The organism is Pseudomonadota bacterium (assembly GCA_016927275.1).
Classification (GTDB): domain Bacteria; phylum UBA10199; class UBA10199; order 2-02-FULL-44-16; family JAAZCA01; genus JAFGMW01.
In genome coordinates, this window is the sequence record JAFGMW010000102.1 from 1 (window position 1) to 12,427 (window position 12,427).

At 63.9% G+C, this 12,427-nt stretch carries 11 protein-coding genes; 10 read left to right on the forward strand and 1 reads right to left on the reverse strand.

From position 1 onward, the window contains the following. Window positions 1–504, forward strand: a 504-nt coding sequence (locus JXA24_07210; protein MBN1283540.1) for a methyltransferase domain-containing protein, incomplete at its 5' end; no start/stop codon positions are given. 79 nt (window positions 505–583) lie between these two features. Here the strand turns inward: JXA24_07210 and JXA24_07215 are convergent. Next, window positions 584–1,567 (reverse strand): patatin-like phospholipase family protein, encoded by a 984-nt coding sequence (locus tag JXA24_07215; protein ID MBN1283541.1) that lies wholly within the window; start codon window positions 1,565–1,567, stop codon window positions 584–586. A 124-nt stretch (window positions 1,568–1,691) separates the two neighbouring features. Here JXA24_07215 and ychF point away from each other — a divergent pair, with 124 nt between their 5' ends. The 9 genes from ychF (at window position 1,692) to JXA24_07260 (ending at window position 12,409) form a co-directional block, all read left to right on the forward strand. Beyond that, window positions 1,692–2,723: a redox-regulated ATPase YchF gene (gene ychF / locus JXA24_07220; GenBank protein ID MBN1283542.1), complete on the forward strand. Its 1,032-nt coding sequence runs from the start codon at window positions 1,692–1,694 to the stop codon at window positions 2,721–2,723. A 64-nt stretch (window positions 2,724–2,787) separates the two neighbouring features. Further along, complete coding sequence (locus tag JXA24_07225) at window positions 2,788–4,533, forward strand: Na+:solute symporter (protein ID MBN1283543.1); 1,746 nt, start codon at window positions 2,788–2,790, stop codon at window positions 4,531–4,533. 85 nt (window positions 4,534–4,618) lie between these two features. Next, the gene (locus tag JXA24_07230; protein MBN1283544.1) at window positions 4,619–5,017 is read left to right on the forward strand and encodes an ACT domain-containing protein; all 399 of its coding nucleotides are present in this window, start codon (window positions 4,619–4,621) and stop codon (window positions 5,015–5,017) included. 139 nt (window positions 5,018–5,156) lie between these two features. Beyond that, the gene (locus JXA24_07235; protein MBN1283545.1) at window positions 5,157–6,815 is read left to right on the forward strand and encodes a tetratricopeptide repeat protein; all 1,659 of its coding nucleotides are present in this window, start codon (window positions 5,157–5,159) and stop codon (window positions 6,813–6,815) included. 20 nt (window positions 6,816–6,835) lie between these two features. Continuing rightward, on the forward strand, window positions 6,836–7,618 hold the full coding sequence (locus JXA24_07240) for a DUF4292 domain-containing protein (GenBank protein MBN1283546.1): 783 nt from the start codon (window positions 6,836–6,838) through the stop codon (window positions 7,616–7,618). Continuing rightward, window positions 7,615–9,204 (forward strand): peptide-binding protein, encoded by a 1,590-nt coding sequence (locus tag JXA24_07245; GenBank protein MBN1283547.1) that lies wholly within the window; start codon window positions 7,615–7,617, stop codon window positions 9,202–9,204. The genes JXA24_07240 and JXA24_07245 overlap by 4 nt, the downstream gene beginning before the upstream one ends. Window positions 9,205–9,287: 83 nt before the next feature. Beyond that, complete coding sequence (locus JXA24_07250) at window positions 9,288–10,295, forward strand: ABC transporter permease (protein ID MBN1283548.1); 1,008 nt, start codon at window positions 9,288–9,290, stop codon at window positions 10,293–10,295. Window positions 10,296–10,343: 48 nt separating this feature from the next. Further along, the gene (locus JXA24_07255) at window positions 10,344–11,339 is read left to right on the forward strand and encodes an ABC transporter permease (protein MBN1283549.1); all 996 of its coding nucleotides are present in this window, start codon (window positions 10,344–10,346) and stop codon (window positions 11,337–11,339) included. Between the two features lie 71 nt (window positions 11,340–11,410). Continuing rightward, window positions 11,411–12,409, forward strand: a complete 999-nt coding sequence (locus JXA24_07260; protein MBN1283550.1) for an ABC transporter ATP-binding protein — start codon at window positions 11,411–11,413, stop codon at window positions 12,407–12,409. The last annotated feature ends 18 nt before the right edge of the window (window positions 12,410–12,427 follow it).

A 12,427-nucleotide genomic window follows, 5' to 3' on the forward strand; every position in this document is an offset into this window, starting at 1 on the left:
GAGCGCATCCGCGTGATGGAGGGCAACGCGCTGGGGCTGCCTTTTGCCGACGGGACTTTCGATGCCGCGCTCTGCCTCGAGGTTGCCGGCGACATCTGCGTGACCGCCGCGCAGAAGCGCAGGCTGGCGAAAGAGGCGCACCGGGTGCTCAGGCCCGGCGCGAGGCTGGGCTTCTCGGACCTCGTCTTCACCGGCCGCCCCTCGCGCGAGGAGGAGCGCGCCATGCGCACCATCCTCTACCACGACGGCGAAGAGCTCATGACCGACTGGCCCGGCATATTCCGCGCAAACGGCTTCAGGATCGACCGCTGCGAGGACATAATGGAACATACGATGAAGACCTGGGAGCATTCGCTGGCGGTCTACGAGGGGCGCGCTGCCGAAGTCGAGAGGCGCTACGGGAGGTCGGTCGCGCGCCGCACCATGAATCACCTTCGCATGATCCCCGACATCCTGCGCAAATACGGCTCTTTCGTAGTCATGTCGGCCGAGAGGTGCGCATGAAGAGGCGTCACAGGATCATAGCGACGGTCGGTTTTCTGCTCGCCATGCTCAGCATGCTTGCGTTCATCGTATTGACGTCTTAACCAAGCGCCCGGCCGACGTCGCCGAGGCGCGAGCGCATCGCCGCCTCGCCTGCGGCTATCGCCTGCACCCCTTTGTGGAGGTCCAGTATCTCGATGCCGGCGAGCGCCGGCTCGACCACTATTATGTCCTTCGCATCCCTTATGCTCAGCTCAGAGAGCCTGCGCTCGTATATCGAGATGGTGGAGAGTATGATCTCCAGGATCGGAGGTGTGAGCCTCCTGTTGTCGCGGGCCTTCTCATAGGTCGTGACGATCTTTCTCAGGGAGTTGCGCAGCCAGTCCTCCCCTGCGTCGTCCTCTATCTCGCCGAGCTGTTTCTCGATTCTGAGCTCCGAGCTGCCGTCGGCCGTGCAGTTGCCGCCGCCGTCCCTCGGCAGGGGATGCCTGTGTTCGACCTGGCGGTTGACCCTCACGGCGATGACGAAGTCGGCGCCCAATTCGTAAGCCAGCCCGATCGGGAGCGGGTCCGCGACGCCTCCGTCCACGAGGATTCGGTCTCCGCATATCGCCGGCGTGAAGAGGCCCGGTATCGATATGGAGGCCCTGATGCTCTCCAGGAGGTCGCCTTCCTTGAAGACGATCCGCTCGCCCGAGTAGAGGTCGGTCGATACGCAGGCGAAGCGGGGGGAGAGGGACTCGATCGACCTGCCTGCGGTGTAGGGAGAAAGCAGCCTCTTCACCCTTCCGCCGTCTATCAGGCCGCCCCGGTTGAACGAGGGGAGCAGGAGCTTCGCCACCTCTTTCAGGGAGAAGCTCGCCGCAAGATCCTCCAGCGCCAGGACAGAGGCGCCGCCGGAGTAAAGCCCGCCGATGATGGCGCCGGCGGAGCAGCCCGCGATGCAGTGCACCGGGATTTTCTCCTCCTCCAGCACCTTGAGCACGCCGATGTGGGCGAAGCCGCGCGCACCCCCGGAGCCCAGCGCAAGCCCGAGCCTCGCCCTTTTGCCCGCCATCATCTTCAGCCGCGCCAGGAAGGACATAGGATCACCCGGGGCCACACTATATGAATCGGAAGGAGCTGTGCAAGACAATGCATGGGCCGCCATTTTCAATTGATACGGCCGGTCCTTGCTGCTATGGAGCGCTCCTTTCGCGGGGGCTTCCATGGAGATAGGGATCATAGGGCTCGTGCAGTCGGGCAAGAGCACTCTCTTCGAGATCATGACGGGAGTGCAAAGCAGCGAGATCTACGGGGAGAGCTGTGTGCGCGGGGTCGCCTCGGTGCCCGATGAGCGCTTCGACCGCCTCGTCGAGATCTTCAAGCCGGCCAAGGTCTCTCCGGCGCGAGTTCCCTTCATCGACGTCAATGCGGCGGGCGAGAAGCCCTGGGACTCGATCAGGCAGAACCTCGTCACCGCCGACGCCTTCGTGCACGTGGTGGACGCCTTCACCGCATCGGACGTCTCAGAGGTCGTGGCGCGCTACAAGAATCTCGCGGACGAGCTCGTATTCTCCGACCTCGTGGTCGTGGAGGGGAGGATCGAGCGGCTGGCCAGGCTTCAGAAACATACCATCAGGCCCGAGGAGGCGATGCAGGCGGTGATCCTCCCCAGGGCGAAGGGGCACCTCGAGGCGGGCAGGCCCCTCAGGGACATGGAGATGTCCGCCGAGGACAAGAGGGCCCTCAGCGGCTTCGCATTCTGGACGCTGAGGCCGGAGCTGGTCGTGATAAACGTGCGCGACGACAACCCCTCCTTCGCAGAGGCCTTCGCCGACCGACACGTCGCCGCAGCGCACGTGATAGGCATCAACTGCATGCTCGAGGCCGAGATAGCGGAGCTGCCTCCCCATGATCGTCTCGCGTTCCTCGAGCCCATGGGGATCGCGGAGCCGGCGTTCGAGCGCGTCATCCGCTCGTCGTTCGAGCTCCTGGGCCGCATCCGCTACTTCACCGTGGGGGAGGACGAGGTAAAGGCATGGGTCATCCCGGCGGGATCCACCGCGCCCAGGGCCGCGGCCGCGATCCACAAGGACTTCGAGCGGGGCTTCATCAAGGCGGAGGTCGTCTCCTACGACGACTTCATCGCCTGCGGGGCCGCCCTCCAGTCCGCGAAGGCCGCGGGCAGGCAGAGGCTGGAAGGGAAGGAGTACGTGGTCCGGGACGGCGACATAATATCCTTCCGATTCAACGTCTGAGTCCCTCCTCCCCCGGGCTTGCCTAGCCGCGCCCTTTGCAGTAATACTCTCGCGAGGGGGCCCGATGCACCTGCAGACCGTCGATTTCGTCATCATAATAATCATGCTGGTCGTCATGGTGGGGCTCGGGCTCGCCTTCTCCAGGCGCGCCGGCAAGAGCGTGGACGAGTTCTTCGTGAGCGGCCGCTCGCTGCCGTGGTGGCTAGCCGGCGTATCCATGGTCGCATCGGCCTTCGCCATCGACACGCCCCTGGGCATCACCGGCCTCGTGGCTGCGCACGGGATCCAGGGGGTGTGGTTCGCGTGGTCGTTCATACTCGGCGGCACCGGGGTGCTCGGCGCATTCATCTTCGCCTCGCTGCTTCGGCGCTCGAGAATAATCACCACCGCCGAGCTCGTGGAGCTGCGCTACAGCGGCGACGTGGCCTCATCGCTGCGATTCTTCAAGGGGATATACTTCGGGGTCCTCAGCAACTGCATCATCATGGGATGGGTCATGAAGGCAGTCTCGGTCTTCGTGAAGGAGGCGTTCGGCTGGGACCCGCTCATCGCCCTGGCGGTCATGCTCGCGCTCACGCTGATCTACACGGCCGCGTCGGGCATGTGGGGTGTCGTGGCCACCGACTTCATACAGTTCTGGATCAGCCTTGCGGGCACCATCCTCCTCGCGGTGTTCGCTATGAAATACGTCGGCGGCGTGGACGGGCTCGTGGCCGGGCTCACCGCCCGCTTCGGCGAGATCAAGGCCGACTCCATGCTGCACTTCGTGCCGAGGTTCGAGTCCGCGTTCTTCCCGATATTCCTCGTCTTCATCACGCTCAAGTGGTGGTCCAACCCCACCGAGGCGGTCACGCAGCGCATCGTCTCCAGCAGGACGCCGAAGGACGCATCGCTCGCCACCTTCTTCTTCGCTCTCGTGCACCTTGGGCTCAACTACTGGCCCATGATACTCGTGGCCCTGGTCTCGCTGGTCGTCTACCCGGAGCTGCCTAGCGCCTCCGCCGAGCGGGGCTACGTGATGCTCATGGTGAAGCTTTTGCCCGCAGGGGTGCTGGGGATCTTCCTCGCGGCGATGCTCGCGGCGTTCATGTCCACTATCGACACGCACGTCAACGTCGGCGCCGCCTACATGATAAACGACATCTACCGCCGATTCCTCCACAAGGGCGCCTCCAATCGCCACTACGTCTTCGCTTCGCGCGTGGCCACGGTGCTCATGCTCCTCATCGCTGTGGCGATCGCCTTCTATCTCGAGAACGTGAAGACCGCCTGGTACTGGCTCTCCAAGCTAACCGCGGGTTACGGCTTCATACTGGTGATCCGCTGGTTCTGGTGGAGGATCAACGCTTGGTCGGAGATCGCCGCGCTCTTCGGCTCGCTGGCGGGCTCTCTCCTGGAAACGTTCGTCCTGCGCCGCTTCTATCCGGAGCTCGCCTTCGGCTACCAGTTCCTGTTCGTCTGCGCGTTTTCCTCGGCGTGCTGGCTCTCCGTGACATATCTCACGAAGCCGGCGGATGAGGAGCGGCTAAGGCGCTTCTGCGAGCTGGTGAAGCCGTATCGGTTCGGGTGGAGGCCGATAGCCGAAAAACACCCGGGCATCGAGTGGAACCCCCATTTCAAAAAGAACGTGCTTCAGTTCTTTGTTGGCGCCGCGGGCATCTACAGCAGCTGCTTTGCCCTCGGCAGCCTTCTCTTCAAGCTCTACGCCAGCGCCGCGATCCTCGGCTGCGCGGGTGCCCTCTCCTTCGCCGTCATATTGCTCACGCTCAGAAGCTCGAACAACGGAACGGTCGATGTGCGCGCCGCTTGAATTTCTTACGGCGCACGGGATTTTGCCCTTGTCGAGCCCTTGCATAGTTGATAGTCATCGAGGTTCAAAGGACAAGGAGGAGCGCATGACCAGAATATTCAAGGCCAGCGAACTGATCGTGAAGTGCAACGACAAGCCGGGTCTTCTGGCGCGGGTGACCGCCCCGATCGCGGAGGCGCGCGTGAACGTCAACGCGCTCTGCGCGTACAGGATGGGGGCAGACGCCCAGTTCCACATCCTCACCGGTGACAACGGCACGGCGAAGAAGTTCCTGGAGAAGGCGGGTTTCAGGACCGAGGACCACGATGTGATAGTCCTCGAGACGCAGAACGAGGCGGGCACGCTCTTCCGCGCCGCGCAGCAGCTTGCGCAGGCTGGGGTCGATCTCGACTACTGCTACGCCACCGCCGGCAACGCGCCGGGCTCCACATGGATAGTGTTCTCGACCGACGCGATCGAGAGGGCGATGAACGTGATTCCATGAGGCAATTCAAGAGTTTCTGAGAGCGTCTTGGCCCCTGCGCCCCTGCGGATGCAGGGGCCTTTTTGCGCCCCGCTCCCCTTGCATTCCCGGGCGCCGATGCTATATTCTCCTGAAATTTTTAGGTTTTTCAGGGGGTCGATTGGTCCTGCAAAAGAGATCGCTGAGTCTGGCTCTCATCGTCGCGCTGCTTTGCCTGGCCGCGTGCTCGGCCAAGGAGGGGGCTTCCGTTAAAACGCCGGGCGCCCGTGGCAAGGCGGTGAAGCTCGAGGGCAAGGAGAAGGAGGATCCCTACCTCCAGTTCATAAAGGCGAGTCTCTTTTCCCTGAACGAGGAGAGCAAGAGGTCGAACGCGGAGCTCAAAAAGCTCATCGAGGAGGAGCCTGAGATAGGCTATCACCGCTTCCTCCTCGCCCAGAACTACGCCATTGAAGGGCTCCTCCCCCAGGCCATCTCCTCCTGCATCGAGGCGCTGGAGCTCGATCCACGCCTCACCGAGGCCCGCCTCTTCCTCGGCAAGCTCTACTTGGCCAGGGATATGTATCCCGAGGCGATAAGGGAGCTCAACGCCGTGATCCGCGTCGAGCCGAAAAACGAGGAGGCATACCTGCAGCTGTGCAGGGCCTACCTCGCCGAGAAGGAGTTCTCGAGGGCCATCGGGGCGATGAGGGGCCTCATCAGGGTGAATCCCGACTCCTCGATTGCCTACTATTACATGGGCTCGATATATTACCAGCACCTCAAGCAGCCGGAGCGCGCGCTCGCCGCATTCCGCTCGGCGCTCGAGATAGACCCCAACAACATCACCGTGCACCACGCGGTTGCCGAGATATATCTGGCAGAAAAGCAGCTGCCGAAGGCCCTGAACAAGTACGAGGAGGTCGCCCGCATAGAGCCGGAGGACGTCTCCACGCAGCTTCGCATCGCTCTCATATACTACGAGATGAAGCGGCACAGGGAGGCGATAGAGGTGTTCGAGCGGATACTCGCCCGGAACCCCGATGCCGACAAGATAGTGTTCTACCTGGGCACGCTTCACGAGAGCGTGAAGCAGGACGAGAGCGCCCTGGACAGGTTCGCGCAGGTGCCGCCCAATTCCACATACTACAGGGACGCGCGGGTGCACATGGCCCAGATCCTCCGCGATCAGGAGCGCGGCGACGAGGCCGTCATGGCCATTCGCGAGGCGGCGGCCGCGAAGCCCAAGGTGCCGGAGTTCCACGAGCTCCTCGCTGCGCTGCTCGAGGAACAGGGCGATCTGGCCGGCGCCGCAGCGGCTCTGGAGCACGGCAGGAAGGAGATACCTAAGAACGAGCGGCTCACCTTCATGCAGGGGATTGTCTACGAGAGGCTTGAGCAGCGCGAGCCGGCGCTGGCCGCCATGCGGGAGGTGCTGAGGATAAACCCGCAGAACGCCAGCGCCCTCAACTACATAGGTTATTCGTACGCGGAGAGGGGCGAGAATCTGGAGGAGGCGCTCGAGTATGTGCAGAGGGCGCTGCTCATACGGCCGGACGACGGCTACATCGCGGACAGCCTCGGCTGGGTCTATTTCAAGATGGGCGACAGCGAGAGCGCCATGAAATACTTGACCATGGCGAACCGGCTGGTCCCCGGCGAACCCACGGTCCTCTATCACATCGGCGAGGTGCTGCTGGGCATGGGCAAAAGGGCGGAGGCCTTAGGCTTCTTCAGGCGATCGCTGGAACTCGGGGAGAAGAAGAAGAGCCGCGACGAGAAGGAGATCGAGAAGGTGCGGCAGAGGATCGAAGATCTCGAGGGGGATTTGCAGAGGCCGTGACACGCAAACCGAAAGGTCCGATGAGACGACTGGCAGCTTCTGCAGCATTGCTTGTTCTTGTGCTCACCGCGTGCGCGAGGGAGGCGCCGAGGACCGCGCTGCACGAAGAGGGGAGGCGAAGCAGGGCCTCGACCGCGCTGGAGCGGAGGCTGAAGAATTTCGAGGCCGCCACCGGCAGCCTCAAGGCGCTGGCCTGGCTCAGGATCGATTCGCCGGAGCGCACAATAAACAGCGACGCCGCGGTGGTCGTGGAGAGGCCGGACAGGATCAGGGTGGACGTCATCGACTCGCTCGCGGACGTGTGGGCGAGCGCCGGCAGCGACGGGCAGACGATGTGGCTCTACGTCCCGGGCAAGCGCAAGCTCTACGAGGGCCGGGCCACCGAGGCCGGCATTAGCAGGCTGGCCTCTTTCGGGCTTTCGCCGTCGCACCTTATCTCCCTGCTCGCCGGCACGCCGCCCGTGGCCGCGGACGAGGGCATCGAAGAGGCGGGCTCAGGGAGGGACCGCCACTTCATCTTCGCCTCGGGCGGCCTTCGCTGCTGGCTCGAGAATGGCGAGAGGGGCAGGGTCTCGCGCTGCGAGAAGCCCTCCGACGGGGGAGTTGACTACGAAATATCGTTCTCCGACTACCGCAGGGCGGGCGCGGTGGAGTTCCCGCACAGCATAGAGGCCAGATTCCCCTCGCGCGACTCGTCGCTCTCCATCCGCTACCGCGAGGTGGAGACGGGCGGGCGCATCGATCCGGCGTCGTTCGATCCTCCGCGCGCGCGTGCGGCGAGGACGCACAGGTACAGAAGATGAGAAGAGGCCCAGCCATCGCAGCGGCCCTCGCCTGCGCCCTCTTTGCGGGCTGCAGCGGCGTCATGGACCGCCCGCCCGGGAGGCTCGCGCAGTCCCTGCCCTCGGACCCTCCCACCCTCAACCCGGTTCTCGCCACCGACACCACATCCGGGGAGATCAACAACTACGTCTACGAGTCCCTGCTCGACCGGGACAACGCGACCCTCGAGCTCAAGCCCAGGCTCGCCGAGTCCTGGGAGATATCCCCCGACCATCTGAGCTACACGTTCAGGCTGCGCAGGGGCGTGCGCTGGCACGACGGCGCCCCGTTCACTGCGGACGATGTGGCCTACACGTTCGAGAGGATAATGGACCCCAAGGTCGACGCCGCGAGCCTGCGCAACTACTTCAGGGACGTCAAGAGGGTAGACAAGCTGGGCGATCACGCGGTGCGGGTTGTCTACTCGGAGCCCTACTTCAAGGCGCTGGAGATAATAGGCGGCGCGACGATTCTCCCCCGGCACGTCTTCGACGACGGCCAAGATTTCAATTCGCACCCCGCCAACCGCATGCCGATCGGCACCGGCCCGTTCCGCTTCGAGGAGTGGAAGACCGGCAGGGTCATAAAGCTCGTCAGAAACGAGGAGTACTGGGGCGAGAAGCCGGACCTCTCAGGCTTCACCTTCGAGATCATACCGGACCAGAACATCAGGTTCGAGATGCTCAAGAAGGGCGCCTCGGACGTCGAGGGGCTGAGGCCGATACAGTGGGCCAGGCAGACGGGGGGCGACAAGTTCCTCCGCAGGTTCGACAAGCGCCGGTACTGGATGCCCAACTACTCCTACATCGGCTGGAACACGCAGAACCCGCTCTTCTCCGACAGACGGGTCAGGCACGCGATGACCATGCTCACCAACCGCACCCAGATCCTCGAGAAGATCCTCCTCGGCCAGGGCGAGATCGTCGCGAGCGGCTTCTACAAGTTCGGGCCGCAGTACGACCCCTCGATCGAGCCCCTGCCGTACGACCCGGCTGCGGCGCGCAGGCTGCTCGCGGAGGCGGGCTGGGCGGACCACGACGGCGACGGCATAATCGACAAGGACGGCCTGCCGTTTCGCTTCACGCTGCTGGCCGCGGCGGGGAGCAGCTTCGCCAGGAGCCTCGCCCTCATCCTCAGGGAGGACCTCGCCCGCGTCGGCATCGACATGAGCATAAGGCAGCTGGAGTGGGCCACCATGCTCAAGCTCCTCACCGAGCGCAGCTTCGAGGCGACGCAGCTCGCATGGTCGCTGCCCATCACGCAGGACCCGTACCAGCTGTGGCACTCGTCTCAGCGGGACCGCGGCTCAAATTTCATCGGCTTCTCCGACCCCAGGGTCGACGAGATAGTCGAGAGGGCGCGCAGGGAGTTCGACGAGGCGAAGAGGGATGCGATGTACAGGGAGTTCCAGCGCATCGTGCACGAGGAGCAGCCCTACACGTTCCTCTTCATAAACCCGTCGCTCGTGGCGGTGTCGAAGAGGTTCGGGAACGTGGTCGACTACAGGCTTGGCCTCGACCCGCGTGAGTGGGTTGTCGAGCCGTGGGAGAGACTGATACAGTGGTAAAAAAACCGTGACTGGTGACTCGTGACTCGTGACTGGTTATTGTACCAATTCACAACTCACCACTCACGACTCACAACTTGGAAATGTTAAAATATATAGCCAAAAGACTGCTCCTCATGATCCCCACGCTGGTCGGGATCGCCCTCATCACCTTCGCGGTGGTGCATCTGGCGCCCGGCGACCCGGCCTCGCTCAAGGCTCAGACCGCCACGGAGATGCTCGCGTCGGAGGGGATGACGCGCGAGATCGTGGAATCGACCCGCGCCCTGTACGGCCTGGACAAGCCGCTCCACGTGCAGTTCCTCCTCTGGCTCAAGAGGATAGCGACGCTGGACTTCGGCGACTCCTATCGCGACCACAGGCCTGTCATCGCGAAGATCGGGGAGGCGCTGCCGATCACCCTCACGCTCAACATACTCACCATACTCATCATCTATCTCATCTCGATCCCCATAGGCGCCTACTCGGCGCTCCGCCCGCGCGGCTGGGTGGACCGAGCCTCGGCGGTCCTCTTCATGGCCCTCTACTCGCTCCCGAGCTTCTGGGTGGCGATGATGCTAATCGTGCTGCTGGCCGGCGGCGACTATCTCAACATCTTCCCGATCACCGGCATAATCTCGCAGGGCGCGGACGCGCTGCCCTGGCACGGCTGGGCGATGAACGTGGCATGGCACCTGGTCCTTCCGGTCGCGTGCCTCACATACGGCGGGTTCGCGTTCATGTCGCGCTTCACCAGGGCCTCGATGCTCGACGTGATACGCCAGGACTACATAAGGACCGCGCGAGCCAAGGGGCTCCCGGAGTGGAGGGTCGCGGTGCACCACGCGTTGCGCAACGCCCTGATCCCGCTGCTCACGCTCATGGGGACCCTCCTGCCCGCCCTGCTCGGCGGCAGCGTGATAATAGAGCAGATATTCTCGATCCCGGGCATGGGCAGGCTGGGCTTCGAGTCGGTGCTGGCGCGCGACTATCCGGTCATCATGGCGATAGCCACGATCTCCGCGTTCCTCACGCTGGTGAGCATATTCCTCTCGGACATCATGTACGCGGTGGTGGATCCGAGGATAACGTTCGGGAAGAGACAGATCTGAGGTGAAAGCTCAAAGCTGAAAGAGGGAAGGGGCTTTTTGGATAATGCCATGAGGGATCGTTCGCAGAGATATCCTGCCATAGTGTGGCGCCAGTTCAGAAAGAGCAGGCTCGCCGTGGTCTGCCTGGCCTTCGTGGTGGCGCTCGCGCTGGTCGCGATGTTTGCGCCCCTCATCGCAAACGACAGGCCGCTGCTGCTCCGCCACGAGGGGAGATGGTCGGCGCCAGCGCTGTCGCTCCCGTCCCGTCTCGTCGGGGTGGATTTCGGCGAGTGGGAGAGGGATCGGCCCGATGGCGTGTGGATGCTGAGCGCGCCGATAAGGTACAGGCCCGGCTCGTACGATCTGGACGCGGTTTTGGTCCCGCCCTCGCGGGAACACATATTCGGCACCGACGGCGACGGCCGGGACGTGGCGGCCCAGCTGGTGTGGGGGTCGCGCGCCTCGCTCTCGGTCGGCCTGGTCGCGGTCGGCATCGCTGTGGCCATAGGGCTCGCGCTCGGCCTTGCGGCCGGGTTCTACGGCGGGTGGGTGGACATGGCGGTGTCGAGGATGATCGAGGTGATGATCTGCTTCCCCACGTTCTTCCTGGTGCTCACGGTGCTGGCCTTCGTCGGGCCGTCGATATACAACATCATGGTGGTGATAGGGATCACCGGCTGGACCGGTGTGGCGAGGCTCGTGCGCGGCGAGTGCTTGAAGCTCCGCAGGCGCGAGTTCGTCGTCGCGGCCGAGGTGTCGGGCGCGCGCGACAGGCGCATCATGTGGAGGCACATCCTTCCCAACTCGCTCGCGCCGGTGCTCGTCTCCGCGACATTCGGCGTGGCCGGAGCGATACTGGTCGAGGCCTCGCTCTCGTTCCTGGGGTTCGGAGTGCCGCCATCGGAGCCGAGCTGGGGCAGCATGCTCTCTCAGGCGCAGCAGTTCATGGACATCGCCTGGTGGTTGACTTTGATGCCCGGCTTTGCGATTTTTGCGACGATCACTGCCTACAACCTCGTCGGGGAAGCGCTCCGGGACGCGATAGATCCGAACCTTAGAACGTGACACGTAGCACGTAACCCGTGACCGGCAGATGAATACAGGTCACGTGTTACGGGTCACGGGTCACGAATACGATGGTCCTACTTTCAGTTAAAGATTTGAGGACCCACTTCTTCACCGACTCCGGCGTGGTGAAGGCGGTCGACGGCGTCGGATTCGACCTTGCGCGCGGCGAGGCGCTGGGCTTCGTGGGCGAGAGCGGCTGCGGCAAGAGCATGCTCGCGCTGTCGCTTTTGAGGCTCGTGCCCGACCCCCCCGGCCGCATCGTCTCCGGCAGCGTCATGTTCCAGATGACGAGGGCCGGGGGCCCGGTCGATCTGCTCAGGCTCAGCGAGAGGCAGATGAGGACCGTGAGGGGGAAGAGGCTCGCCATGGTGTTCCAGGAGCCAATGACCTCGCTCAACCCGGTCTACACGGTCGGAGACCAGATCGCGGAGGCGGTCTCGCTCCACGAGGGAGGGAGCCGCGCGGCGGTGCAGGAGAGGGTGAGGCAGATGCTCGATCTCGTCGGGATCGCCCAGCCGGCGCAGAGGATGCGCGACTATCCGCACCAGCTCTCGGGGGGCATGCGCCAGCGGGTGATGATCGCGATGGCGCTCTCGTGCAGGCCCGACATCCTGATCGCCGACGAGCCCACGACGGCGCTGGACGTGACCATCCAGGCCCAGATCCTCGACCTCATAAAGAGGCTGCAGTCGGAGCTCGGCATGGCGCTCATGCTCGTGACCCACGACCTCGGCGTCATCGCCGAGACGGCGAAGAGGGTGATCGTAATGTACGCAGGCAGGTTCGTGGAGGAGGGCACGGTCGAGCAGATATTCGCGGAGCCCATGCACCCGTACACGCAGGGGCTCCTCGCCGCGATCCCCCCTATGGCCCGCAAGCGCGAGGACGAGCGTTTCGCCACGATACCGGGCACGGTGCCCGACCTGGCTGAGCTCCCCGTCGGCTGCGCCTTCGCGGAGCGCTGCCCGAAGGCGAAGGAGAGATGCAGGCAGGAGGAAGTGCCGGAGGATCCGTGCAATGTCGGCAGGCTGGTGAGGTGCTTCTATGCTGAGAAGCTGAGAAGCTGAGAAGCTGAGAAGCTGAGA

Excerpts from the sequence above, each read along its gene's own strand:
- ychF (MBN1283542.1), top strand. The coding sequence starts at position 1,692 with ATGGAGATAGGGATCATAGGGCTCGTGCAGTCGGGCAAGAGCACTCTC.
- JXA24_07260 (MBN1283550.1), top strand. The coding sequence starts at position 11,411 with ATGGTCCTACTTTCAGTTAAAGATTTGAGGACCCACTTCTTCACCGAC.
- JXA24_07255 (MBN1283549.1), top strand. The coding sequence starts at position 10,344 with ATGAGGGATCGTTCGCAGAGATATCCTGCCATAGTGTGGCGCCAGTTC.
- JXA24_07245 (MBN1283547.1), top strand. The coding sequence starts at position 7,615 with ATGAGAAGAGGCCCAGCCATCGCAGCGGCCCTCGCCTGCGCCCTCTTT.
- JXA24_07230 (MBN1283544.1), top strand. The coding sequence starts at position 4,619 with ATGACCAGAATATTCAAGGCCAGCGAACTGATCGTGAAGTGCAACGAC.
- JXA24_07225 (MBN1283543.1), top strand. The coding sequence starts at position 2,788 with ATGCACCTGCAGACCGTCGATTTCGTCATCATAATAATCATGCTGGTC.
- JXA24_07240 (MBN1283546.1), top strand. The coding sequence starts at position 6,836 with ATGAGACGACTGGCAGCTTCTGCAGCATTGCTTGTTCTTGTGCTCACC.
- JXA24_07250 (MBN1283548.1), top strand. The coding sequence starts at position 9,288 with ATGTTAAAATATATAGCCAAAAGACTGCTCCTCATGATCCCCACGCTG.
- JXA24_07215 (MBN1283541.1), bottom strand. The coding sequence starts at position 1,567 with ATGTCCTTCCTGGCGCGGCTGAAGATGATGGCGGGCAAAAGGGCGAGG.